At 61.6% G+C, this 24,816-nt stretch carries 19 protein-coding genes and 2 pseudogenes; 20 read left to right on the plus strand and 1 reads right to left on the minus strand.

Annotated elements, in window-relative coordinates:
- From HX817_RS31525 to HX817_RS01325, 20 genes and pseudogenes are all read left to right on the plus strand, one after another.
- On the plus strand, positions 1 to 71 hold a 71-nt coding region (locus tag HX817_RS31525; protein WP_371317765.1), incomplete at its 5' end, for a hypothetical protein.
- Between the two features lie 142 nt (positions 72 to 213).
- Positions 214 to 1,653, plus strand: coding sequence for a cytosine permease (locus tag HX817_RS01235; protein ID WP_177039670.1), 1,440 nt, complete (start codon positions 214 to 216; stop codon positions 1,651 to 1,653).
- Positions 1,640 to 1,787: pseudogene (locus HX817_RS01240) on the plus strand (histidine ABC transporter substrate-binding protein); the annotation flags it as partial. The gene HX817_RS01235 and the pseudogene HX817_RS01240, both read left to right, overlap by 14 nt.
- A gap of 71 nt (positions 1,788 to 1,858) precedes the next feature.
- On the plus strand, positions 1,859 to 2,710 hold the full coding sequence (locus HX817_RS01245) for a proline/glycine betaine ABC transporter permease (RefSeq protein WP_003209260.1): 852 nt from the start codon (positions 1,859 to 1,861) through the stop codon (positions 2,708 to 2,710).
- Positions 2,707 to 3,531 (plus strand): glycine betaine/L-proline ABC transporter ATP-binding protein, encoded by an 825-nt coding sequence (locus tag HX817_RS01250; protein ID WP_008430269.1) that lies wholly within the window; start codon positions 2,707 to 2,709, stop codon positions 3,529 to 3,531. The genes HX817_RS01245 and HX817_RS01250 overlap by 4 nt, the downstream gene beginning before the upstream one ends.
- 146 nt (positions 3,532 to 3,677) lie before the next feature.
- The gene (gene hutH, locus HX817_RS01255; RefSeq protein ID WP_177036498.1) at positions 3,678 to 5,201 is read left to right on the plus strand and encodes a histidine ammonia-lyase; all 1,524 of its coding nucleotides are present in this window, start codon (positions 3,678 to 3,680) and stop codon (positions 5,199 to 5,201) included.
- A gap of 114 nt (positions 5,202 to 5,315) precedes the next feature.
- Positions 5,316 to 6,854 (plus strand): histidine ammonia-lyase, encoded by a 1,539-nt coding sequence (gene hutH, locus HX817_RS01260; protein ID WP_085984627.1) that lies wholly within the window; start codon positions 5,316 to 5,318, stop codon positions 6,852 to 6,854.
- A gap of 182 nt (positions 6,855 to 7,036) precedes the next feature.
- A complete protein-coding gene (locus HX817_RS01265) occupies positions 7,037 to 8,446 on the plus strand; it encodes an amino acid permease (protein ID WP_003209267.1) in 1,410 nt (469 codons plus the stop codon).
- 16 nt (positions 8,447 to 8,462) lie between these two features.
- Positions 8,463 to 9,668 carry an imidazolonepropionase gene (hutI, locus tag HX817_RS01270; protein ID WP_003209269.1) on the plus strand — a complete coding sequence of 402 codons (1,206 nt, stop codon included), beginning with the start codon at positions 8,463 to 8,465 and terminating at the stop codon, positions 9,666 to 9,668.
- Between the two features lie 11 nt (positions 9,669 to 9,679).
- Complete coding sequence (gene hutG, locus HX817_RS01275; RefSeq protein WP_087692905.1) at positions 9,680 to 10,480, plus strand: N-formylglutamate deformylase; 801 nt, start codon at positions 9,680 to 9,682, stop codon at positions 10,478 to 10,480.
- A gap of 259 nt (positions 10,481 to 10,739) precedes the next feature.
- Entirely contained in the window at positions 10,740 to 11,687 is a 948-nt protein-coding gene (locus tag HX817_RS01280; RefSeq protein WP_008439284.1) for a choline ABC transporter substrate-binding protein, read from the plus strand.
- A gap of 154 nt (positions 11,688 to 11,841) precedes the next feature.
- Entirely contained in the window at positions 11,842 to 12,777 is a 936-nt protein-coding gene (locus tag HX817_RS01285) for an alpha/beta hydrolase (protein ID WP_003209274.1), read from the plus strand.
- Between the two features lie 103 nt (positions 12,778 to 12,880).
- A complete protein-coding gene (gene pip / locus HX817_RS01290; protein WP_008439282.1) occupies positions 12,881 to 13,852 on the plus strand; it encodes a prolyl aminopeptidase in 972 nt (323 codons plus the stop codon).
- Positions 13,849 to 14,286, plus strand: coding sequence for a D-aminoacyl-tRNA deacylase (dtd, locus tag HX817_RS01295; protein ID WP_087692908.1), 438 nt, complete (start codon positions 13,849 to 13,851; stop codon positions 14,284 to 14,286). The genes pip and dtd overlap by 4 nt, the downstream gene beginning before the upstream one ends.
- 267 nt (positions 14,287 to 14,553) lie before the next feature.
- Positions 14,554 to 16,305, plus strand: a complete 1,752-nt coding sequence (locus tag HX817_RS01300; RefSeq protein ID WP_008439280.1) for a glucan biosynthesis protein G — start codon at positions 14,554 to 14,556, stop codon at positions 16,303 to 16,305.
- Positions 16,298 to 18,873: pseudogene (gene mdoH / locus HX817_RS01305) on the plus strand (glucans biosynthesis glucosyltransferase MdoH); the annotation flags it as partial. The gene HX817_RS01300 and the pseudogene mdoH, both read left to right, overlap by 8 nt.
- Before the next feature lie 237 nt (positions 18,874 to 19,110).
- Positions 19,111 to 19,914, plus strand: coding sequence for a transporter substrate-binding domain-containing protein (locus HX817_RS01310; RefSeq protein WP_043226395.1), 804 nt, complete (start codon positions 19,111 to 19,113; stop codon positions 19,912 to 19,914).
- A gap of 219 nt (positions 19,915 to 20,133) precedes the next feature.
- Positions 20,134 to 20,931: a transporter substrate-binding domain-containing protein gene (locus HX817_RS01315; protein WP_003209284.1), complete on the plus strand. Its 798-nt coding sequence runs from the start codon at positions 20,134 to 20,136 to the stop codon at positions 20,929 to 20,931.
- 128 nt (positions 20,932 to 21,059) lie between these two features.
- Positions 21,060 to 22,019 carry an amino acid ABC transporter permease gene (locus tag HX817_RS01320; protein WP_003209286.1) on the plus strand — a complete coding sequence of 320 codons (960 nt, stop codon included), beginning with the start codon at positions 21,060 to 21,062 and terminating at the stop codon, positions 22,017 to 22,019.
- On the plus strand, positions 22,012 to 22,746 hold the full coding sequence (locus HX817_RS01325) for an amino acid ABC transporter ATP-binding protein (RefSeq protein ID WP_063033481.1): 735 nt from the start codon (positions 22,012 to 22,014) through the stop codon (positions 22,744 to 22,746). The genes HX817_RS01320 and HX817_RS01325 overlap by 8 nt, the downstream gene beginning before the upstream one ends.
- A 126-nt stretch (positions 22,747 to 22,872) precedes the next feature.
- On the opposite strand, the gene HX817_RS01330 is transcribed toward HX817_RS01325, so the two are convergent.
- Positions 22,873 to 24,780, minus strand: a complete 1,908-nt coding sequence (locus tag HX817_RS01330; RefSeq protein WP_177039671.1) for a methyl-accepting chemotaxis protein — start codon at positions 24,778 to 24,780, stop codon at positions 22,873 to 22,875.
- Positions 24,781 to 24,816: the final 36 nt, after the last annotated feature.

The following is a 24,816-nucleotide window of genomic DNA, read 5'->3' on the forward strand; positions in this document are numbered from 1 at the left end:
CGGATGCGGGCTACCAGATCGCTATCGATTGCGCCAAAGAGCAGGGCCTCAATCTCCCGATGATCAAATAACTAATGTGGGAGCGGGCTTGCTCGCGAATGCGGTGTATCAGTCACTGAAGTCGTTAGCTGACCCATCGCTTTCGCGAGCAAGCCCGCTCCCACATGTGATCTGCGTTTCACCCAAAAACAATCCATCAGAGGTTGAACATAAATGGCAGTAAAAGACGCTCGTGCAAGCACCACCCCGTTGATCGAAAGGCGTTCGATCGACTACATCCCGGAAGCGGAAAGACACGGCCGTCTATTGAGTCAGTTCACCCTGTGGTTGGGTGCCAACCTGCAAATCACTGCGATCGTCACCGGGGCCCTGGCCGTGGTGCTGGGCGGTGATGTGTTCTGGTCGTTGATCGGTCTGTTGATCGGTCAACTGCTGGGCGGTGGCGTCATGGCCCTGCATGCGGCGCAAGGCCCGCAACTGGGCTTGCCGCAGATGATCTCCAGCCGCGTGCAGTTCGGCGTGTATGGCGCGGTGATTCCCCTGGTGCTGGTGTGCCTGATGTACATCGGTTTTTCTGCCAGCGGCTCATTGCTGGCGGGGCAGGCGGTGGCGCAGTTGCTTCACGTTGAAGACTGGGTCGGCATCGTATTGTTCGCGGGGCTGATCATGGTGTTTACGATCTTCGGCTACCGGGTGATCCACGGCATCGGTCGCATCGCCAGCGTGCTGGGGGTGGTTGCCTTCGTGTACCTGTTCTACAGGCTGCTGGCCGGTAACGACATCGGTGCGTTGCTGGGCAACAGGCATTTTTCCCTCAGCAGTTTCCTGCTGGCGATTTCCCTCTCGGCGTCCTGGCAGATTGCGTTCGGCCCGTATGTGGCGGACTACTCGCGCTACTTGCCGCGCAGCACGCAGGCCTCGAAAACCTTCTGGGCCGTGGGCCTCGGTTCGGTGATCGGCGCGCAGGCTTCGATGGTGTTCGGTGTGTTTGCGGCAGCCCTGGCAGGCTCGCAATTCGCTCACCACGAAGTGTCGTTTATCGTCGGCCTGGGCGGCACCGGGATCGTCGCGGCGCTGCTGTATTTCAGCATCGCCTTCGGCAAGGTCACCGTCACCACCCTCAACGCCTACGGCAGCTTCATGTCGATCGCGACAATCATCAGTGGTTTCCGTGGCAGCCGGCATATCGGCAGTGGCACGCGGCTGTTGTACATCTTCGTGATGGTGTCGATTGCCGCCGCGCTGGCGTTGCTGGGCAAGGACTCGTTCCTCAAGGATTTCTCCGCGTTCATCCTGTTCCTGCTGGCGTTTTTCACGCCCTGGAGTGCGATCAACCTGGTGGACTTCTACTGCATCACCAAAGAGCGCTATGACATCCCGGCCCTGTCCAACCCCAACGGTCGCTACGGTCGCTGGAACCTGATGGGCATCAGCATCTACGTGTTCGGCGTGCTGATTCAGATGCCGTTCATCTCGACGCATTTCTACACCGGCCCACTGGTCGCGAGCCTGGGCGACACCGATATCTCGTGGATCATCGGGCTGGTGGTGCCGGCGGCGTTGTACTACTGGGCTGCGAAAAAATGGCACAGCCCGATTCCTGAGCGCCTCGTGCTGCCCGATGTGCAGGGCGCCGCTGCTCAACCTGTTTAACCAGAACCCGGTACGCATGACGAACAGCGAATTGAAACAGCAAAACTGGCGAAAACTTTCCTCAAGGGACATCCTGAACTCTGGCACGCATGGTGAGCGACAACGCAGCCAAGAAAATCGACGCGGCCTTGTAGGTTGAGTGTTTCCGGTTGCCGCCACAGGCAACCGGGCGCCCGGCCACAATCCACTGGATCGAGAGCACACTATGTTTCCTGAGAGTTTTACGTTTTCCATCGCCGACTGGGTCAACAGTTGGGTCGATGCGCTGGTGACCAACTACGGCGATGTGTTCCGGCACATCTCCGATACGTTGCTGTGGGCCATCGTTAACCTGGAAGGTTTGCTGCGCGCAGCGCCCTGGTGGTTGATGTTGCTGATTGTCGGCGGTATTGCCTGGCATGCCACTCGCAAGTGGTTCACCACCGTCGTGATCGTCGGCCTGCTGTTTCTGGTGGGCGCGGTCGGGCTGTGGGACAAACTGATGCAAACCCTGGCGCTGATGATGGTGGCCACGGTGATCTCGGTGCTGATCGGCATTCCCCTGGGGATTCTGTCGGCCCGCAGCAACCGCCTGCGTTCGGTGCTGATGCCGCTGCTGGACATCATGCAGACCATGCCCAGCTTCGTGTACCTGATCCCGGTGTTGATGCTGTTCGGCCTGGGCAAGGTCCCGGCGATTTTCGCCACGGTGATCTACGCCGCACCGCCGCTGATTCGTCTCACCGACCTGGGCATTCGCCAGGTGGACGGTGAAGTCATGGAAGCGATCAACGCCTTCGGTGCCAACCGCTGGCAGCAACTGTTCGGCGTGCAACTGCCGCTGGCCCTGCCGAGCATCATGGCCGGGATCAACCAGACCACCATGATGGCCCTGTCGATGGTGGTGATCGCCTCGATGATCGGCGCCCGTGGCCTGGGTGAAGATGTACTGGTGGGCATCCAGACCCTCAACGTTGGACGCGGCCTTGAAGCCGGTCTGGCGATCGTGATTCTTGCCGTGGTCATCGACCGCATTACGCAAGCCTATGGTCGTCCACGGCATGAGGCGAGCAAATGACTACTGTCAGCAAAATTGAAGTCAAAAACGTATTCAAGATTTTCGGCAACCGCTCCAAGGATGCACTGGCGTTGATTGGCCAGGGCAAGACCAAGGACGAGGTGCTGGCCGAGACTGGTTGCGTGGTGGGCGTGAACGACCTGTCCCTGAGCGTCGACACCGGTGAAATCTTCGTGATCATGGGGCTGTCGGGTTCCGGCAAGTCGACCCTGGTGCGTCACTTCAACCGGCTGATCGACCCTACCAGCGGTGCGATCCTGGTGGACGGTGAAGACATCCTGCAACTGGACATGGAAGCCTTGCGCCAATTCCGCCGGCACAAGATCAGCATGGTGTTCCAGAGCTTTGGCCTGCTGCCTCACAAGAGTGTGCTGGACAACGTTGCCTACGGCCTGAAAGTGCGTGGCGAAACCAGGCAAGTGTGCGCCGAGCGTGCGCTGCACTGGATCGAAACCGTGGGCCTCAAGGGCTATGAAAACAAATACCCGCATCAACTTTCCGGCGGCATGCGTCAGCGTGTAGGCCTGGCCCGGGCGCTGGCGGCCGACACTGACATCATCCTGATGGACGAGGCGTTCAGTGCGCTCGACCCGCTGATCCGTGCCGAGATGCAAGACCAGTTATTGGAGCTGCAAAAGACCCTGCACAAGACGATCGTGTTCATTACCCACGACCTCGATGAGGCGGTGCGCATCGGCAACCGCATTGCGATCCTCAAGGACGGCAAGCTGATCCAGGTCGGCACGCCCCGCGAGATTTTGCATTCACCGGCGGATGAGTACGTGAACCGGTTTGTCCAGCGGCGGGTGGCGGTGGTTTGATCCGATATTTGTGGTGGGTTGGCTGAGGCTATCGCAGGCAAGCCAGCTCCCACATTTGGAATGCGTTTCCCCTGTGGAAGCTGGCTCGCTTGCGATGAGGCCAGTGAAGCTGCACAACAATTGCGAATTTCATGAAGAGGTCAACGATGTCCCAGGCTGAAAAAATCATCATCGCCGACGCCCCGATGCGTTGGCAGGACGTGGTCGCCGTGGCTCGCCACGGTGCGATCCTCGAACTCTCGGGCCAGGCCTGGGCTCGCATCGACAATGCACAGGCCATCGTCCAGCGCATCGTCACCAGCGGCGAGCGCGCCTACGGCATCAACACCGGCCTGGGCGCCTTGTGCAACGTGTCGCTCAAGGACGAACAACTGAGCCGGCTGTCGCGCAATACCCTGCTTAGCCATGCCTGCGGCGTCGGTGCGCTACTGAGTGTGGAGCAAACCCGCGCGATCATTTGCGCGGCGATCATTAACTACAGCCACGGCAAATCCGGCTTGCATCCGCAGGTGGTGCATTCGCTGCTGGGGCTGCTCAACCATGGCATCACGCCGCAAGTGCCGTCCCAGGGTTCCGTGGGTTACCTGACCCACATGGCGCACATTGGCGTCGCCTTGCTCGGCGTCGGCGACGTCAGCTATCGGGGCCGTATCGTTCCCGCACACCAGGCGCTGGCTGAAGAAGGTTTGCAGCCCGTAGTGCTCGGTGCCAAGGACGGGCTGTGCCTGGTCAACGGCACGCCGTGCATGACCGGCCTCAGCAGCCTGGCCCTGGCCGATGCGCACCGCCTGCTGCAATGGGCCGATGTGATCGGTGCCATGAGCTTCGAAGGCCAGCGCGGCCAGATCGACGCCTTCGACGAAGAAATCATCGCGCTCAAGCCGCACCCGGGCATGCAGCAAGTGGGCATCAACCTGCGCGCGTTGCTGGACGGCAGCGAAGTGATCGCCAGCAGCAAAGGCATTCGTACCCAGGACGCCCTGAGCATCCGTTCGATTCCCCAGGTGCACGGCGCGGCCCGCGACCAACTGGAACACGCCACCCGGCAGATCGAAACCGAACTCAACGGCGCCACCGATAACCCGCTGGTGCTCGGCACTCCAGACAACTACCGCGTGGTGTCCCAGGCCAATCCCCACGGGCAGTCCGTGGCCCTGGCGGCCGACATGCTGGCCATCGCCATGGCCGAAATCGGCTCCATCGCCGAGCGTCGCCTGGACCGTCTGATCAACCCGCACGTCAGTGGTTTGCCGGCGTTCCTGGTGAGCAACCCCGGGGTCAACTCCGGGATGATGATCGTGCAGTACGTCGCCGCCTCGCTGTGCGGGCAAAACCGCCAGTTGGCGCAACCGGCGGTGCTCGACAACTTCGTCACCTCGGGCCTGCAGGAAGACCACCTGAGCATGGGCACCAACGCCGCCCTGAAGCTGTATTCGGTGCTGGAAAACGTCACCCAGATCCTCGCCATCGAGTACTTGCTGGCGGCCCAGGCGTTCGAGTTCCTCCAGGACCAACGCTTCGGCGCCGGCACCGATGCCGCCTGGCGTTTGCTGCGCGAACACGTCCCGGCCTACGACCAGGACCGCTGGCTGGCGCCAGACATCGCAGCCACCGCCGCGTTGCTCAAGGACGCCGATTTACTGCAACGCACGCTACCGAATTTGCACTGACCTTTTCCCAACAATAACCAGCGTGCCAAGCCGACTGATCCTCTAAAAGAGCACAGCGGCGGATAACGGAAGCATCCGGAGCGACTGGTAGTTAACAACACTCTCAAAAGGAGCATGAATGTGACTGCGCTAAACCTGATTCCAGGCCAACTGAGCCTTGCCCAACTGCGGGCCATCTACCAGCAGCCGGTAACCCTCAGTCTGGATGACAGCGCCTCGGCCCAGATCGAAGCCAGTGTCGCCTGTGTGGAGCAGATTCTCGCCGAGAACCGCACCGCCTACGGCATCAACACCGGTTTCGGCCTGCTGGCCTCGACCCGCATTGCCAGCGAAGACCTGGAAAACCTCCAGCGTTCCCTGGTGCTGTCCCACGCCGCCGGCGTCGGTGAGCCCATCAGCGATGCGCTGGTACGGCTGGTCATGGTGCTCAAGGTCAACAGCCTGAGCCGGGGTTTTTCCGGGATTCGCCGGCAGGTCATCGACGCGCTGATCGCCCTGATCAATGCCGAGGTCTACCCGCACATTCCACTGAAAGGTTCGGTGGGCGCCTCCGGTGACTTGGCACCATTGGCCCACATGTCGCTGGTGCTGCTGGGCGAAGGCAAGGCCCGCTACAAAGGCGAATGGCTGGAAGCTACCGAAGCGCTGAAAGTTGCCGGCCTGACGCCGCTGACCCTCGCGGCCAAGGAAGGCCTGGCGCTGCTCAACGGCACCCAGGTTTCCACCGCTTATGCATTGCGTGGGCTGTTCGAGGGCGAAGATCTGTTCGCCGGTGCCCTGGCCTGTGGCGCCCTGACGGTGGAAGCCGTGCTGGGTTCGCGCTCGCCGTTCGACGCCCGCATTCACGCTGCCCGGGGCCAACGCGGCCAGATCGACTCTGCGGCCGCGTATCGCGCCCTGCTGGGTGAAAGCAGCGAAGTGTCGCAATCCCACGAAAACTGCGACAAGGTCCAGGACCCGTACTCCCTGCGTTGCCAGCCACAAGTCATGGGCGCCTGCCTGACCCAGTTCCGCCAGGCGGCTGAAGTACTGGTGGTGGAAGCCAACGCCGTGTCGGATAACCCGCTGGTGTTTGCGGCTGAAGGTGACGTGATTTCCGGTGGCAACTTCCACGCTGAACCGGTGGCCATGGCGGCGGACAACATGGCGCTGGCCATCGCGGAAATCGGCTCCCTGAGCGAGCGTCGCATCTCGTTGATGATGGACAAGCACATGTCGCAACTGCCGCCATTCCTGGTGGGCAATGGCGGTGTGAACTCCGGCTTCATGATCGCCCAGGTGACGGCGGCGGCATTGGCCAGCGAGAACAAGGCACTGGCGCATCCCCATAGCGTCGACAGCCTGCCGACGTCAGCCAACCAGGAAGACCACGTGTCGATGGCCCCGGCGGCGGGCAAGCGCCTGTGGGAAATGGCCGAGAACACCCGCGGTGTGCTGGCGGTGGAATGGTTGGCGGCTTGCCAGGGCCTGGACCTGCGCAATGGCTTGAAGACTTCGCCGGCGCTGGAAAAGGCGCGTGGGATCCTGCGCAGCAAAGTCGCGTTTTATGAGAAGGACCGCTTCTTTGCGCCGGACATCAATGCCGCCAGTGAGCTGCTGGCAACGCGTTGCCTGAACGAGCTGGTGCCGGCGAAGTTGTTGCCGAGCTTGTAAGAGCGACACCGATCCAGTGTGGGAGCTGTCGAGCCCCGGCGAGGCTGCGATGGCGCCGGAACAGGCAACACTTTCGTAGCCTGACCTACCGCTATCGCAGCCTCGCTGGGGCTCGACAGCTCCCACATTTGATCTTCTACAGATTCGAATTTTCTCAGGATAAAAATAATTAAGGACGAGAAATGCACCAGCAAGAAAAGACGTTAAAACGCGGGCTCTCCGCCCGACATATTCGCTTCATGGCCCTCGGTTCCGCGATCGGTACCGGGCTGTTCTACGGCTCTGCCTCCGCCATCCAGATGGCCGGCCCGGCCGTGCTCCTGGCCTACCTGATCGGTGGCGCCGCGGTGTTCATGGTCATGCGCGCCCTCGGCGAAATGGCCGTGCATAACCCGGTGTCCGGCTCCTTCGGCCAGTACGCCAGTACCTACCTGGGCCCGATGGCCGGCTTTATCCTCGGCTGGACCTACGCCTTTGAAATGATCATCGTCTGCCTCGCCGACGTCACCGCCTTCGGCATCTACATGGGCTTCTGGTTTCCCGAAGTCGCGCGCTGGGTCTGGGTGCTGGGCATCGTGTTGCTGATCGGCGGCCTGAACCTGTGCAACGTCAAAGTCTTTGGCGAAATGGAGTTCTGGCTGTCGCTGCTCAAGGTCGGTGCCATTGTCGCAATGATCCTCGGCGGCTTCGGCATCATGCTGTTCGGCATTCACTCGGCGGGCGAAGCACCCGCTACCGGCCTCAGCAACCTGTGGGCTCACGGTGGCTTCATGCCGAACGGCGTGGGTGGCTTGATCGCGTCCTTCGCGGTGGTGATGTTTGCGTTTGGCGGCATCGAAATCATCGGCATCACCGCCGGCGAAGCCAAGGACCCGCAGCGGGTGATCCCCAAGGCAATCAACGCCGTGCCGTTGCGTATCCTGCTGTTCTACGTGCTGACGTTGTTTGTGCTGATGGCGATCTACCCGTGGCCGCAGATCGGCAGCCAGGGCAGCCCGTTCGTGCAGATCTTCAGCAACCTGGGGATAGGCTCGGCGGCGACCATCCTTAACATTGTGGTGATCTCGGCCGCCGTCTCGGCCATCAACAGCGACATTTTCGGCGCCGGTCGCATGATGTATGGCCTGGCCCAGCAAGGGCAGGCGCCCAAGGGTTTTGCCCAACTGTCGAGCCAGGGCGTGCCGTGGATGACCGTAGTGGTGATGGGCGCCGCGTTGCTCGGCGGTGTGGTGCTCAATTACCTGATCCCGGAAAACGTGTTCCTGGTCATCGCCTCGATTGCGACCTTCGCCACGGTGTGGGTATGGCTGATGATCCTGGTCACCCAGGTGGCCATGCGTCGCTCGATGACCAGGGAACAGATTGCCGAGCTGAAATTCCCGGTGCCGTTCTGGCCCTACGCGCCAGCGGCCGCCATCGTGTTCATGCTGTTCATCTTCGGCGTGCTGGGTTACTTCCCGGACACCCAGGCCGCTCTTATGGTCGGCGCCGTGTGGATCGTCTTGCTGATCGTCGCCTATCTGCTGTGGGTCAAGCCCGCCGCCGGGCAAACGGCCAAGGTCCACTACGACCCGGCTTTGTCTCATCGATAACCTAATGGAGGCGTTGATGAAAACGCTTTGGCAACACTGCCACGTTGCAACCATGGCCCAGGGCAACTACTCGATCATCGAGGACGCCGCCATTGTTACCTCGGGCACGCTCATCGAGTGGATCGGCCCGCGCGCCGATCTGCCGGATGCGAACTACGCAACCACCCATGACCTGCAAGGGGCGTGGGTCACGCCCGGGCTGATCGACTGCCACACCCACACGGTGTTCGGCGGCAATCGCAGCGGCGAGTTCGAGCAGCGGCTGCAAGGCGTGAGCTACGCCGAGATCGCAGCGGCCGGTGGCGGTATTGCCAGCACCGTGCGCGCCACGCGTGCGGCGAGCGAAGATGAACTGTTTGCCAGCGGCCACAAGCGCCTGCGCAGTTTGCTGCGCGACGGTGTAACCACCGTCGAGATCAAGTCCGGCTACGGCCTGGACCTGGCCAGCGAGCGCAAGATCCTGCGGGTGATCCGTCGCCTCGGCGCCGAGTTGCCGGTCAGTGTGCGCAGCACCTGCCTGGCGGCGCATGCGTTGCCGCCGGAGTACGTGGACCGGGCCGATGCCTACATCGATCACATCTGCACCGAAATGCTCCCGGCGCTGGCAGCGGAAGGCCTGGTGGACGCGGTCGACGCCTTCTGTGAGTACCTGGCGTTCTCACCGGAGCAGGTGGAGCGCGTGTTCATCGCCGCCCGGAAACTTGGCTTGCCGGTAAAGCTGCACGCCGAACAGTTGTCGTCCCTGCATGGCTCCAGCCTGGCGGCGCGTTACCAGGCGCTGTCGGCGGACCACCTGGAATTCATGACCGAGGAAGACGCCATCGCCATGGCCGCTTCCGGCACCGTCGCGGTGTTGCTGCCGGGCGCGTTCTACTTCCTGCGGGAAACCCAGTTGCCGCCGATGGATGCCCTGCGCAAGCACGGCGTGAAGATCGCGATCGCCAGCGACCTCAACCCGGGCACCTCGCCGGCGTTGTCGGTGCGCTTGATGCTGAACATGGCCTGCACCCTGTTCCGCATGACCCCGGAAGAAGCCCTGGCCGGCGCCACGCAACACGCGGCCACCGCCCTGGGCCTGGGCAACAGCCATGGCTCGCTGGAAGTGGGCAAGGTCGCGGATTTTGTCGCCTGGCAGATTGATCGTCCCGCCGACCTGGCCTACTGGCTGGGTGGCGAGCTGGATAAACGCGTCGTGCGCCACGGCGTCGAAGTCACCGTTTAAGGAGTACCGCTGTGGATAAGGTTCTGAACTTCAAACAAGGCCGTGTGCCGCTGCTGATCAGCATGCCCCACGCGGGGCTGCGCCTGACGCCGGCGGTGCAAGCCGGGCTGATCCCCGAGGCGCAAAGCCTGCCGGACACCGACTGGCACATTCCCACGCTGTATGACTTCGCCGAAGCGCTGGGCGCCAGCACCCTGGCGGCGGAGTATTCGCGCTTTGTCATCGACCTGAACCGGCCTTCAGACGACAAGCCGCTGTACGTTGGCGCGACCACCGGCCTGTACCCGGCGACGCTGTTTGACGGTGTGCCGCTGTTCCGCGAAGGCCTGGAACCGTCCAAGGCCGAGCGCGCCACGTACCTGGAGCAGGTGTGGACGCCGTATCACCGCACCCTGCAAAACGAACTGGCCCGGCTCAAGGCCGAGTTCGGTTATGCGCTGCTGTTTGATGCGCACTCGATCCGCTCGGTGATCCCGCACCTGTTCGAAGGCAAGCTGCCGGACTTCAACCTCGGCACCTTCAACGGCGCGGCCTGCGATCCGCAGCTGGCCAGCGAACTGGAAGCCATCTGTGCCGGCCACCCGCAGTACAGCCATGTGCTCAACGGGCGCTTCAAGGGCGGGCACATCACCCGTCACTACGGCAACCCGGCCGAGAACATCCACGCCGTGCAGCTGGAGTTGGGGCAGTGCACCTACATGGAAGAGTTTGAGCCCTTCCGTTATCGCGCCGACCTGGCCGAGCCGACGCGGGTGGTGTTGAAGGAACTGCTGGAAGGGTTCCTGGCGTGGGGCAAGCGGCATTACTCCTGAGTGGCGTCGCTGCTGAGATAGCCTTCGCGAGCAAGCCCGCTCCCACATTCGACCGTGTTTCTTCAGGAGGAACACGGTCGAATGTGGGAGCGGGCTTGCTCGCGAAGAGGCCCTCAACAGCAACACACCTCCCAAGTCGTCTGTGTGCAAATCCCTGTCGCCACAGTTCGCTTTGATCGAGGTCTCGCTGGGTAAGGTGTTGGGCACGGCGCGTCAGACGCCACTCCCACAATAAAAACTGCCGAGTGAGACCGCATCGATGAAAAGACTGTTCAACCGTTGTCTGTTGATTCTCACCGGCGCCGCACTCTTGAGCGCCAACGCGATGGCTGCCGACCCGGCCTCGTGCAAGGTCGTGCGCATGGGCGTGGTCAGCTGGACCGACGTGATCGCCACCAGCGGCATGGCCGACGTGCTGCTCAATGGCCTGGGCTATGACAGCAAGCAAACCAGCGCCGTGCAGCAGATCATCTTTGCCGGCATCCGCGACAAGCGCCTGGATATATTCCTGGGCTACTGGAAACCGGCGATGGACAACAACATCGCACCGTTCCTCGCGGCCAAGCAGGTCAAGGTGTTCGACAAGCCGAGCCTGTCCGACGCCCAGGCGACGCTGGCGGTGCCGCAGTACGTTGCCGACGCCGGCTTGAAAACCTTTGCCGACATTGCCCGCTTCAAGGACAAGCTGGGCGGCAAGATCTATGGCATCGAGCCGGGCAGCGGTGCCAATACCGATATCCAGAAAATGATCGACAGCAACCGCTTTGGCCTCGGCGGCTTCAAGCTCGTGGCCTCCGGCGAGGCAGGCATGCTGGCGGCGGTGCAGCGGGCAGTGAATCGCAAGGAGTTCGTGGTGTTTGTCGGCTGGACCCCACACCCGATGAACATCAACATGAAAATGGCGTACCTGACCGGCAGTGAAGATGTGTTCGGTGCCAACGAAGGCATGGCCACGGTCTCCACGGTGACGGCGCCGGATTACGCCGAACGTTGCCCCAACGTGACACGCCTGCTGGAAAACCTGACCTACACCGCGGCCCAGGAAAGCCAGTTGATGGTGCCGATCATGGACCGCAAGACGCCGCAGGATGTGGCCAGACAGTGGCTGCGCGACAATCCCGAGGACTTGCAGCGCTGGCTGGCGGGCGTGACGACCCTGGATGGCAAGGACGGCGTGGCGGCGGTGCAGGCCAGCCTCAAGCCCTGAGCAAATGAAGATCAAAATGTGGGAGCGGGCTTGCTCGCGAATGCGGTGGGTCAGCCACACAAGTATTGACTGATAGACCGCATTCGCGAGCAAGCCCGCTCCCACATTGCATTCGTGGCGGCTGTTAAATCCTTATCTTCAGGACGATCCTTCGATGTCCCATTACCCGATTTCCGCGCAGATGTGCGCATTCGTCGAAAAAACCGAATCCTTCACCAGCGACGACACATCGCTGGCCGGATTGCGCCGAGGCTACGACCGCATGTGCCAGGCGTTCACCCCGGCGCGGCCCGAAGGGTTACAGGTGTCAGACGTTTCCCTGGGTGGCGTGGGCGTACGCATTTATCAACCGGCGACGCCAACCCCTGATAGCGGCTGGCCATGCATCCTTTATATGCACGGTGGCGGCTGGGTGGTCGGCGGCCTGGATTCCCATGACTTCATGTGTGCTGAGCTGGCCGACTCACTGCAAGTGCTGGTGATCGCCATCGATTACCGCCTGGCACCCGAACACCCGTTTCCGGCCGCCTTTGAGGATTGCCGTGCGGTCTGGCAGGCGATCCAGGTGGGCGAAGCGCCCCAGCCGATCAACCTTCAGCGTCTGGTGGTGGCCGGTGACAGCGCCGGCGGTAACCTGGCGGCGGCCCTGTGCCTGGGCCTGCGGGATGACCATCAGCCGCAGCCCCTGGCGCAAGTCCTGATCTACCCCGGCCTGGGCGGCCCCGCCGACCTGCCGTCCCGCCGCGATTGCGTCGACGCGCCGCTGCTCAGTACCGCCGACACCGAGTGCTATCTCGCCCTTTACCTGCGTGGGCCGGGCAAGCCGTCGCCCTACGCCATGCCATTGCTGGCCGTGGATTTCAGCGGGTTGCCGCAGGCTTTGATCGCTGTCGCCCAGTTCGACCCGTTGCGGGACGACGGCATGCTCTACGCCGAACGCCTGCAAGGCGCCGGGGTGGCGGCCACGCTGTATCCCGGCAAAGGCCTGGTTCACGGCTGCCTGCGGGCCCGGGGCCAGGTGTTGGAGGTCGACCGGCTGTACGTTTATCTGCTGGACTACCTGCGTGGTGTTCTGCTGACACAGGTCTAGGTCCACGAGGACATGCTCATTGCACAATTCGGGTTTATGATGCCAGACGGCAAAATAATAGACGTCCCCCCAGGGATGAACTCGACCCCTTACGGAGCGCGCAATGCAGACTTTGTACCCGCAGATCAAACCCTACGCCCGGCACGATCTGGCCGTCGATGAAACCCACGTCCTGTACGTCGACGAAAGCGGTTCCCCGGAAGGCTTGCCCGTTGTGTTCATCCATGGCGGCCCCGGCGCCGGGTGTGATGCCAATAGCCGCTGCTATTTCGATCCTAATCTGTACCGAATTGTTACTTTTGATCAGCGTGGCTGCGGGCGCTCCACCCCACGGGCCAGCCTGGAAAACAACACCACCTGGGACCTGGTGGCCGACCTTGAGCGGATTCGCGAACACCTGGGCATCGAAAAATGGGTGCTGTTCGGCGGTTCCTGGGGCTCGACCCTGGCCCTGGCCTACGCGCAAACCCACCCGGAGCGTGTGCACGGCCTGATCGTGCGGGGCATTTTCCTGGCCCGCCCCCAGGACATTCAGTGGTTCTACCAGGCTGGCGCCAGCCGGCTGTTCCCCGATTACTGGCAGGACTACCTGGCGCCTATCCCGGCGGAGGAGCGGCACGACCTGCTCAGCGCCTACCACAAGCGCCTGACCGGCAACGACCAGATCGCCCAGATGCACGCCGCCAAGGCCTGGTCCACGTGGGAAGGGCGCATGTTGGGCCTGTGCCCGAACCCGCAATTGATCGAGCGTTTCTCCGAACCCCAGCGCGCCCTGTCGATTGCCCGTATCGAATGCCATTACTTCACCAATAACTCGTTCCTTGAACCTGACCAACTGATCCGCGACATGCACAAGATCGCCCACCTGCCTGGCGTAATCGTGCATGGCCGCTACGATATGATCTGCCCGCTGGACAATGCCTGGGAGCTGCATCAGGCCTGGCCCAACAGTGAGCTGCAGATCATCCGCGAGGCCGGCCATGCGGCTTCCGAACCCGGAATTACCGATGCGCTGGTGCGTGCGGCGAGTGAAATGGCACGGCGCCTGCTTGATTTGCCGCCTGAAGAAGCATGAAGGGGCTTTTGCAACGGGTGCGCGGCGCCCGGGTCGAGGTAGAGGGGCAGGTGGTCGGGGCGATAGACCAGGGTTTGCTGGTGCTGGTGGCTGTCGAGCCTTCGGATACGCAAGCCAGCGCCGACAAGCTGCTGCATAAGCTGCTTAACTATCGGGTGTTCAGCGACGACGAGGGCAAGATGAACCTGTCCTTGAAAGACATTGGCGGCGGTTTGCTGCTGGTGTCGCAGTTCACCCTGGCGGCAGACACCAAGAGTGGGCTGAGGCCGAGCTTCTCCACGGCGGCACCGCCGGCGTTGGGCGAGGCGCTTTTCGACTATCTGCTGTTACAAGCGCAACAATTGCATGGCACGGTAGCGGCAGGGCGTTTTGGCGCTGATATGCAGGTGCATTTGGTCAATGATGGGCCGGTCACCTTCCTGTTACAGACGTGAATGTACTGAAAACGACTTGTGATGCCCAAAAAACCGGGTTTTCGCTACAAATACTTCGCTGACCCTGATGCGTTGTCACGCGGGCTACTAGATAATCGCGCGCTACGGGGATCAGCGTTAATTGGTCCATTTTTGACTTAGGTAGAGACTTGTCCGATAGCCATTGGGGAATCATTTAGCCCCATGGGAGTCGGAACAATGCTCGCCAACCTGGCATATAGATAGCTGGCCGTTGGTTTTTTGATCTGTTTTCGGCGAGGGTTGCTCGTGATTGTTAGTCCCTGTAATGCACCAAAATTGTCTGCCAAACGGTTACGAAACGTACTGGTGACGGGCTCTGCCCTGTTTTGCCTGTTCGGCGCGGGTCAACTGTGGGCATTCAGTCTGGATGATGTGTCGGCCAAGGCAAAAGAGCTGGCCGGGCAGAAATACGAAGCTCCGCGCAGCAATTTGCCGAACGAATTCCGCGAAATGAAATTCGCTGATTACCAGAAAATTCGTTTCCGCAACGAAAAAGCCGAGTGGGCCGATCAGAACACCCCGTTCAAGCTGTCCTTCTACCACCAGGGTATGCATTTCGATACACCGGTGAAAATCAACGAAGTCACCGCCGACAGCGTTCAGGAAATCAAGTACGACCCGTCCCGCTTCGATTTCGGCGACGTCAAGTTTGATCCCAAATCCACCGAACAGCTGGGTTATGCCGGTTTCCGTGTGCTGTACCCGATCAACAAGGGTGACAAGCAAGACGAAATCATGACCATGCTCGGCGCCAGCTATTTCCGCGTCGTGGGCAAGGACCAGGTCTACGGCCTGTCTGCCCGCGGCATGGCGATCGACACCGCGTTGCCGTCCGGCGAAGAATTCCCGCGTTTCACCGAGTTCTGGATCGAGCGTCCAAAACCGGGTGAGAAACAGCTGGTGATCTACGCCCTGCTGGATTCGCCGCGGGCCACCGGCGCTTATCGCCTGATCCTGCGCCCGGGTACCGACACCATCGTCGACGTCAAATCCCAGATGTACCTGCGTGACAAGGTCACCAAGCTGGGCATCGCCCCGCTGACCAGCATGTTCCTGTTCGGCGCCAACCAGCCGTCCAAGGTCCTCAACTACCGTCGCGAGCTGCACGATTCCAGCGGCCTGTCGATCCATGCCGGCAACGGCGAGTGGATCTGGCGCCCACTGAACAACCCCAAACACCTGTCGGTCAGCAACTTCACCGTGGAAAACCCGCGTGGTTTCGGCCTGCTGCAACGCGGCCGCAACTTCAGCCACTACGAAGACCTCGACGACAACTACGACAAGCGCCCAAGCGCCTGGATCGAGCCTGAAGGCGATTGGGGCAAGGGCTCCGTCGACCTGGTAGAGATTCCGACCGCCGATGAAACCAACGACAACATCGTTGCGTTCTGGAGCCCGGAAACACTGCCGGAGCCAGGCAAGCCGCTGGACGTTGCCTACCGCCTGCACTGGACATTGCAAGACGCCGAGTTCCATTCGCCAGAAAGCGCCTGGGTCAAGCAGACCCTGCGTTCCACCGGCGACGTCAAGCAATCCAACCTGATCCGTCAGCCAGACGGCAGCGTGGCTTACCTGGTGGACTTCGAGGGCCCGTCCCTGAAGAAACTGCCAGCTGACGCACCGGTTCGCAGCCAGGTCAGCGTGGGCGACAACGCCGAAATCGTTGAAAACAGCGTGCGCTACAACCCGCACACCCAAGGCTGGCGCTTGACCCTGCGCATGAAGATCAAGGACGCAGGCAAACCGACTGAAATGCGCGCTGCTCTGGTTCAGGACATCGTGCAGCCGGAACCGGAGAAGGTTTCGACCCAAGTGCTGAAAGCCGACAAAGTACTGGCTAAACAGCACGAGAAAGCGGCCAAGAAAGACGCCAAGGACAAGGACGCCAAGCAGCCGGAAGCGGCTGCCCCAGCCACACCACTCCCTACCCAGGATCAGGCCAAGACAGAGCAAGTCCTGACCGAAACCTGGAGCTATCAGTTGCCTGCCGATGAGTAATTCTCAAGTCCAGCCAGAGACTCTTGCCGAGTACCTGGCGCATCTACCGATGACCGATGAGCAGCGCGCCGAACTGGCGGGCTGCGAGTCCTTCAGTGAATTGCACAAGCGCCTGTCATCGTCCACGTTCGACGCGCCTGCCGACGCTGCCCAGGCATCGGTAGGCGCCCGGCTGACCCTCAACACTGCCGAAGAGCTGCAAGACGCCGAAATGCTGGTGCTCGACGCCAGCGGCCGGGTTTGCCTCAAGGCCACGCCGCCGATCCGTCGGACCAAGGTCGTGCCTGAGCCGTGGCGCACCAATATCCTGGTGCGTGGCTGGCGCCGCCTGACCGGCCGCACCAATCCGCCGGCCCCGCCGAAGGATGAGCGCGTACTGCCGGCCGCCCGCTGGCGCACCGTCGGTTCGATCCGTCGCTATATCCTGCTGGTGCTGATGCTCGGCCAGACGATCGTTGCCGGCTGGTACATGAAAGGCATCATGCCGTACCAGGGTTGGTCCTTCGTCGACTTTGACGAGATCCGCAACCAGACCCTGCTGCAAACCGCGACCCAGGTACTGCCTTACGCCCTGCAAACCAGCATCCTGGTGCTGTTCGGGATTCTGTTCTGCTGGGTCTCGGCCGGTTTCTGGACCGCGCTGATGGGCTTCCTGGAACTGCTGACCGGTCACGATAAATACCGTATCTCCGGTAAAAGTGCCGGTGACGAGCCGATTCCGAAAGACGCCCGCACCGCCCTGGTCATGCCGATCTGCAACGAAGACGTGCCCCGGGTATTTGCCGGCCTGCGCGCGACGTTCGAATCGGTGGCTGCCACCGGTGACCTGGACCGTTTCGACTTCTTCGTCCTCAGCGACAGTAACGAGGCCGACATCTGCATCGCCGAGCAGCAAGCCTGGCTCGACGTGTGCCGCGAAGCCGGTGGCTTCGGCAAGATCTTCTATCGCCGCCGTCGCCGTCGCGTCAAACGCAAGAGCGGCAACCTCGACGACTTCTGCCGTCGCTGGGGCGGTGACTACAAGTACATGGTGGTGCTCGACGCCGACAGCGTGATGAGCGGCGAATGCCTGACCAGCCTGGTGCGCCTGATGGAAGCCACGCCGGATGCCGGGATTATCCAGACCGCGCCACGTGCGTCGGGCATGGATACCCTGTATGCGCGCATGCAGCAGTTCGCCACCCGGGTGTACGGCCCGCTGTTTACCGCCGGCCTGCACTTCTGGCAGTTGGGTGAATCCCACTACTGGGGTCACAACGCGATCATCCGCATGAAGCCGTTTATCGAGCACTGCGCCCTGGCGCCGTTGCCGGGTAAAGGTGCGTTTGCCGGTGCGATTCTTTCCCACGACTTCGTTGAAGCGGCGCTGATGCGCCGTGCCGGCTGGGGCGTGTGGATTGCCTACGACTTGCCGGGCAGCTACGAAGAGCTGCCGCCAAACCTGCTGGACGAACTCAAGCGTGACCGTCGCTGGTGCCATGGCAACCTGATGAACTTCCGCCTGTTCCTGGTAAAAGGCATGCACCCGGTGCACCGTGCGGTGTTCCTCACCGGCGTGATGTCGTACCTGTCGGCACCGTTGTGGTTCTTCTTCCTGGTGCTGTCCACGGCCTTGCTGGCGGTCAACACACTGATGGAGCCGCAATACTTCATGGCGCCGCGCCAGTTGTATCCGTTGTGGCCACAATGGCATCCGGACAAGGCGGTGGCGCTGTTCTCCACCACCATCGTGCTGCTGTTCCTGCCTAAATTGCTGAGCATCATCCTGATCTGGGCCAAGGGCGCGAAAGAGTTCGGCGGCAAGTTCAAGGTGACCCTGTCGATGCTGCTGGAGATGCTGTTCTCCATGTTGCTGGCGCCGGTGCGGATGATTTTCCACACCCGTTTCGTACTGGCCGCGTTCCTCGGCTGGGCGGCGACCTGGAACTCGCCACAGCGTGACGACGACTCCACACCATGGAGCGAGGCAGTCAAGCGCCACGGTCCGCAGACCCTGCTCGGCTTCTTCTGGGCGCTGCTGGTGGTGTGGTTGAACCCAAGCTTCCTGTGGTGGCTGGTGCCGATCGTCGGTTCGCTGATGCTGTCGATTCCGGTGTCGGTGATTTCCAGCCGGGTCAAACTGGGCCTCAAGTCTCGCGACGAGAGCCTGTTCCTGATCCCCGAGGAATACAATCCGCCCCAGGCGCTGTTGTCGACCGACAAGTACACCCACGAAAACCGTTGGCATGCGCTCAATGACGGTTTTGTGCGGGCGGTGGTCGATCCGCAGCAGAACGCCCTGGCGTGCGCCTTGGCAACTTCCCGTCACGGGCAGGCGGAGCCGATTGAGTGGCTGCGTGTTGACCGGGTTCGCCACGCGTTGAAAGTCGGCCCGGCCGGCCTCAACAACGGTGAACGCCTGGCCTTGCTCAGCGACCCGGTCGCCCTGGCACGCTTGCACGAGCAGGTCTGGAGCGAAGGCCACGCCGAGTGGCTGAGCGCCTGGCGCGAATCGGTCAAGGCCGATCCGCATGCGCCATTGCTTCCATTGAAGCCGCTGTCGTCCCAGGCTCAACCGGCCTGATTCCGACGCCCCCGAGGTGCCACCTCGGGGGCGTTTGCGATAACCGTCCTACGTTGTTTTTCCCTTCTGCTGTATTGCGCTAACTCCTTGTTATTTCGAAACAAAAGACCCTTCTCCGAGGCATATTGCCGTGCCTGCGAGTGGGTTAGCATCGCCCCCCAAATCTGACTCGAAGCCTGCGGCTTACGCGACCTTGCGCGTGGCCGGGTGTGGGAGTGTTTAATGGAACAGGGGCTTTTTTCATGATCAAAAGGTATTTGTCGATGCTGCTGCTCGGCATCGTCACATTTTCCCACGGTTACCTGGCGCATGCCGGAGCCATAGATGAGGCCGTTCGGCGGGGTGTGTTGAAAGTCGGCACCAATCCGGCCTACGTGCCCTTTGAGATGACCGACAAGAAAGGCCGGATCGTCGGGTTTGAAATTGACCTGCTTCGGGAGATGAGCAAGGCGCTGGGGGTCAAGCTGGAGCTGGTTTCGGTACCGTATATCGACCTGATTCCCGGCCTGCTGGCCAGCCGGTTCGACCTGATCGGCAGCGGCATGACTGTCACGCAGGAGCGCAACCTGACCCTCAATTTCAGCGACTCGTTCATCATCGTCGGCCAGACCGTGCTGCTGAACCCTCGGTTGGCCGACAAGGTCCAGAGCATCGAGGACTTGAACGAGGCCGGTTACCGGATCGTGGCCGCCGAAGGCACCACAGGCGAGGCGGCGGCGAAAAGGTTTCTCGGCACTGCACGGCTGCGCAGTTTTCCAACACCTGAAGAAGGCGTGCGCCAGGTGGTGGAGGGCAAGGCCGATGCGTTTATCCATGATGCGCCGTATAACCTGATCGCCATTACCAAGCCCCAGAACAGTGCGCTGTTGGCGCTGGAGCAACCCTTCACCTACGAGCCCCTGGCGTTCGGCTTGAAAAAGGGCGATTACGACAGCCTCAACTGGATCAATCATTTCCTCAACCAGGTGGCCCAGGACGGCACCTACGATCGGCTGCATGACAAGTGGTTCAAGGACTCGGGCTGGATGGCGGAAGTGGACTGGTAGTCATAACTGCTTACACATCAAGCAATTGGCTGGGCCGTGGGTCGAGGTGTCTAGCCATGCCTTTCTCTGCACGGTTGTGGGGCTTTTCTGTCATACCTTGGCAACAAATCCCGGCGAAACCTTTGTACCCGGCGGTGAGTGAGTTAGGATCGCACCCCGAAATGGTGCAGCCCTTTTGCGCGCCGACCTCACAAGAAAATGAGTTCAGGGGACTTGATGATGAAAAAGTATCTTTCGATGCTGCTGCTGGGCGTCACCGCACTGGTGGCGGTCAACGCGGCACATGCCGGCGCCATCGATGATGCGGTCAAGCGCGGTACGCTGAAAGTCGGCATGGACCCGACTTACATGCCGTTCCAGATGACCAACAAACGCGGTGAAATCATCGGCTTTGAAGTCGACATCCTCAAGGCCATGGCCAAGTCGATGGGCGTGAAGTTCGAGCCGATTTCCACCGGTTACGACGGCATCATCCCGGCCCTGTTGACCGACAAGTTCGACATGATCGGCAGCGGCATGACCCTGACTCAGGAACGCAACCTGCGCCTGAACTTCAGCGAACCGTTCATCGTGGTCGGCCAGACCCTGCTGATCCGCAAGGAGCTGGAGGGCACCATCAAGTCCTACAAAGACCTGAATGACGAGAAATACCGCCTGACCTCCAAGCTCGGCACCACCGGCGAGATGGTGGCCAAGAAGCTGATCTCCAAAGCCAAGTACCACGGCTATGACAACGAGCAGGAAGCTGTTCTGGACGTGGTCAACGGCAAGGCTGACGCCTTCGTCTATGACGCCCCGTACAACGTGGTGGCCGTGAACAAGGTCGGCGCCGGCAAACTGGTGTTCCTTGATCAGCCGTTCACCTTTGAACCCCTGGCGTTCGGCCTGAAGAAGGGCGACTACGACAGCATCAACTTCATCAACAACTTCCTGCACCAGATCCGCAACGACGGCACCTACGATCGCATCCATGACAAGTGGTTCAAGAGCTCTGAGTGGCTCAAGGACATGGAATAAGGTTGGCTTAATACCGAGTCGAGCCCTTCGCGAGCAAGCCCGCTCCCACATTAGATCGCGGTCGAAATGTGGGAGCGGGCTTGCTCGCGAATAGGGCCTGCCAGGCGATACACATCCCGGAACCTGAAATGAAACAGAAAAAAGCCCAATGGCCCTGGCACCTGCTGACGGTGCTGGTGCTGGTCGGCCTGGCCGGCGCGTTGTATTACGCCACCTCGCTGATGTCCTACGAATGGCGCTGGAACCGCGTGCCGCAGTACTTCGTCTACCAGGCCGAAGAGTCCCAGCGGGCGTCGGACATTTCCACCGTCAGCGAGTTGGTGCGCAAGGGCGATGTGGCTGACGTCACCCTGCGTAATGACGAGGGCAACGAACAGCACCTGACCGTGGCCGAGAACAGTCTGCAAGTGGCCAAGGGCGATGACGTGGCCGAGGGCGATGTGGTCGGCGTCACCCGGCATTGGGCTGCGGGCCCTCTGCTGTGGGGCTTGTGGACTACGTTGTGGCTATCGGTGGTGTCCGGGGTGCTGGGACTGTTGATCGGCCTGGCGACCGGATTGTGTCGCCTGTCGAACAACCCGACCTTGCGCGATCTGTCGACGATCTACGTCGAACTGGTACGCGGTACGCCGTTGTTGGTGCAGATCTTCATTTTCTATTTCTTTATCGGCACGGTGCTCAACCTGTCCCGGGAATTCGCCGGGATCGCCGCGCTGTCACTGTTTACCGGCGCGTATGTGGCGGAAATCATCCGTGCCGGCGTGCAGTCGATTGCCCGTGGGCAGAATGAGGCGGCACGTTCCCTGGGGCTCAGTGCTGGCCAGTCGATGCGCCATGTGGTGTTGCCGCAAGCCTTCAAGCGCGTGCTGCCGCCCCTGGCCGGGCAATTTATCAGCCTGGTCAAAGACACGTCCCTGGTGTCGGTGATCGCGATTACCGAGCTGCTCAAAAGCGGCCGCGAGGTCATCACCACCTCGTTCTCGCCGTTCGAAATCCTGTTCTGCGTCGCAGGCCTGTACCTGCTGATCAACCTGCCGCTGTCGAAAATCGCCAGTCGGCTTGAGCGGAGGCTCGCGCAAAGTGATTGAAGTCCGCGATCTGGTAAAAGTCTTCGACACCCGTGGCCACGTCGTGCGCGCGGTGGACAACGTGACCACGCAGGTGGCCAAGGGTGAAGTGCTGGTGGTGATCGGCCCGTCCGGTTCCGGCAAGTCGACGTTCCTGCGCTGCCTTAACGGCCTGGAGGAATTCGATTCCGGCTCGGTAAGCATCGACGGCCTGCAACTGGCAGACCCGAAAACCGACGTGAACGCCTACCGCCGTGAAGTCGGCATGGTGTTCCAGCACTTCAACCTGTTCCCCCACATGACCGTGCTGGAAAACCTCTGCCTGGCGCAAAAAGTCGTGCGCAAGCGCGGCAAGAAAGAGCGCGAGGCCAAGGCCCTGGCGCTCCTGGAGAAAGTCGGCATTGCCCAGAAAGCCCACGAGTTCCCGTCGCGGCTTTCCGGTGGCCAGCAGCAACGCGTCGCGATTGCCCGCGCGCTGGCGATGGAGCCCAAGGTGATGCTGTTTGACGAGCCCACCTCGGCCCTGGACCCGGAAATGGTCGGCGAAGTGCTGGACGTGATGAAGACCCTGGCCCTGGAAGGCATGACCATGGTCTGCGTCACCCATGAAATGGGCTTTGCCCGGGAAGTGGCTGATCGCGTGCTGTTCTTCGATCACGGCAAACTGTTGGAGGACGCCGCCCCGGCGCAATTCTTCGATGCGCCGAAGGACCCCCGCGCCCAAGCCTTCCTGCGCCAGGTTCTATAAATGCGTGGGAATGCTTCTTGTGGCGAGGGAGCTTGCTCCCGCTGGGCTGCGTAGCGGCTCCCAAAAAAGATAGGAGCGCTGCGCACTCCAGCGGGAGCAAGCTCCCTCGCCACAGGTTGGGTTCTTTCAGACCTTGAACTTGCCCACCCACACCTGCAAATCCGCCCCCAGGCGCGCCAGTTCGACACTGGCCGCCGCAGTGTCCTGACTCGCGGCCCAGGTCTGTTCCGACACGTCCTTGACCTTCAGCACGCTGCGGTTGATCTCCTCGGCGACCGCGGTTTGTTCCTCGGCGGCAGCGGCAATTTGCGGGTTCATCTCCTGAATCACTGACACGGTACGGGTGATGCCAGCCAGAGCCTCTCCTGCGCGGCGGGTCAGTTGCACGCTGTTGTCGGTGAGGCTGCGACTGTTGTCCATAATGTCCGCGACCTGCTGCGTGCCCCGGTGCAGGCCGCTGATCAACTCCTCGATTTCCTCGGCCGACTGTTGGGTACGCTGCGCCAGGCTGCGCACTTCATCGGCGACCACGGCAAACCCCCTGCCGGCTTCGCCTGCGCGGGCCGCCTCGATCGCGGCGTTGAGGGCCAGCAAGTTGGTCTGTTCCGATACCGACTTGATCACCTCCAGCACGCTGCCGATCTTCCGGCTTTCCTGTTGCAGGCCTTGCATGGCCTGGCTTGAACGAGCCATCTCCTGAGCCAGGTGCTCGATGTGGGTAATGGCCTCAGCCACCACCTGATCGCCCTGGCCCGCCTGCCGGTCGGCCTCGGCAGCAGCCAGCGACGCTTGCTCGACATGGCGCGCAACTTCCTGGGAGGTGGCGAGCATCTCGTTCATGGCGGTGGCCACCTGTTCGGTTTCCTGCTTCTGGCCGTCGACCCCGTCGCGGGTTTGCTCGGTGACCGCCGAGAGTTGCTCGGCGGCGCTGGCGATCTGCTGGGCGCTGTCGCCGATGCCGCTGATCAAGCCCCGCAGGTTGAGGGTCATTTGCCCGATGCTGCGCTGCAACTGCCCCAGTTCATCCTGGCGCGAGGCCTGGATGTCGTGGCTCAGGTCACCTTCGGCAATCCGGTTGGCCACGGACAGGGCCTGGCGCAGCGGCGCGACGATCTGGCCGGCGATCAACCAGGCGGCCACGACGCCGAGCAACAGCGCCGCTGCAGTAACGTTGAGCAGCAGGGTGCGGGCGAGGCTGGCTTCGTTGTCACGCTTGGCGGTCTGGTCCTGGCTCAGCAGGTCGCTTTCCGTGAGCAATTGATCCAGCCACTGTTCAAGCTGGTTCTGGGTGGTTTCGGCGCTGAGTTGGGCATCCTTGAGGCGTGTCAGGTGAGTCCGGAAATCGAGCAGGACTTTTTTCAGGGCGCTGGCGTCAACCGGCAGCGCGCCTACCGCCGCCTGGGCGCCATCCAGGGCCAGTAGCGCATCACTCACGTCCTTGGCATAGGCGTCCAATGACGCAGCGGCCCAGGCGGGGCTCTGGGCGCGGTCTTCGGCTTGTTCCAGGGCCTGGCGCAATTGTTCCACGGCATCGAGGGCCTTTTCATCGTCTTGATTGGGCAGGTTGCTCGACAGTTCAGAGAGGCTGTCACTGCTCTGGACTGAGCTGCGCTTGAGCTGTTCACGGGCGTTTTCACGTTGCTTGATCAGCCCCTCCAGGCCGCTTAAGGCGGTCTTGAAACTGGTGACGAAGCGTCGGCTTTCCTGCAGCTGTTGTTGGTTGACCGGGTCGGTAAATCGCGGGGAAAGATCCACCAGGAACTGGTCGATCTTGTCCATGTGCAGCTCTATTTTGGACAGGCTGGCCGGGTCGTTAAGGGTGCGATAGACGATGCGATCAGCGCGCAACTCTTCGCCGACGACTGCCAATTGCGAGAGCAGCGTGAGTTTTTGGGAGCGCTCGAGGGATGCGCTCAAGGCTTGCCAGCCGGTAGAGGCGATGATCAGGCTGAGGCTGAGCACCAGGCCAAAGCCCAGGGCAAGTTTGAGGCTGATGCTGATGTTTCCGAGCAGGCGGGTCAGTGGACGAAACATGGTGAACCTCCAACGAATCAAAAGGAGCGTCTCAAG

This window comes from Pseudomonas sp. C6002 (assembly GCF_013385805.1).
Classification (GTDB): domain Bacteria; phylum Pseudomonadota; class Gammaproteobacteria; order Pseudomonadales; family Pseudomonadaceae; genus Aquipseudomonas.

Coding starts and splice junctions, on each gene's coding strand:
- HX817_RS01245 (WP_003209260.1), top strand. CDS start 1,859: ATGTTTCCTGAGAGTTTTACGTTTTCCATCGCCGACTGGGTCAACAGT.
- HX817_RS01250 (WP_008430269.1), top strand. CDS start 2,707: ATGACTACTGTCAGCAAAATTGAAGTCAAAAACGTATTCAAGATTTTC.
- hutH (WP_177036498.1), top strand. CDS start 3,678: ATGTCCCAGGCTGAAAAAATCATCATCGCCGACGCCCCGATGCGTTGG.
- pip (WP_008439282.1), top strand. CDS start 12,881: ATGCAGACTTTGTACCCGCAGATCAAACCCTACGCCCGGCACGATCTG.
- HX817_RS01280 (WP_008439284.1), top strand. CDS start 10,740: ATGAAAAGACTGTTCAACCGTTGTCTGTTGATTCTCACCGGCGCCGCA.
- HX817_RS01265 (WP_003209267.1), top strand. CDS start 7,037: ATGCACCAGCAAGAAAAGACGTTAAAACGCGGGCTCTCCGCCCGACAT.
- HX817_RS01315 (WP_003209284.1), top strand. CDS start 20,134: ATGAAAAAGTATCTTTCGATGCTGCTGCTGGGCGTCACCGCACTGGTG.
- hutI (WP_003209269.1), top strand. CDS start 8,463: ATGAAAACGCTTTGGCAACACTGCCACGTTGCAACCATGGCCCAGGGC.
- HX817_RS01330 (WP_177039671.1), bottom strand. CDS start 24,780: ATGTTTCGTCCACTGACCCGCCTGCTCGGAAACATCAGCATCAGCCTC.
- HX817_RS01285 (WP_003209274.1), top strand. CDS start 11,842: ATGTCCCATTACCCGATTTCCGCGCAGATGTGCGCATTCGTCGAAAAA.
- HX817_RS01320 (WP_003209286.1), top strand. CDS start 21,060: ATGAAACAGAAAAAAGCCCAATGGCCCTGGCACCTGCTGACGGTGCTG.
- hutH (WP_085984627.1), top strand. CDS start 5,316: ATGAATGTGACTGCGCTAAACCTGATTCCAGGCCAACTGAGCCTTGCC.
- HX817_RS01310 (WP_043226395.1), top strand. CDS start 19,111: ATGATCAAAAGGTATTTGTCGATGCTGCTGCTCGGCATCGTCACATTT.
- dtd (WP_087692908.1), top strand. CDS start 13,849: ATGAAGGGGCTTTTGCAACGGGTGCGCGGCGCCCGGGTCGAGGTAGAG.
- HX817_RS01235 (WP_177039670.1), top strand. CDS start 214: ATGGCAGTAAAAGACGCTCGTGCAAGCACCACCCCGTTGATCGAAAGG.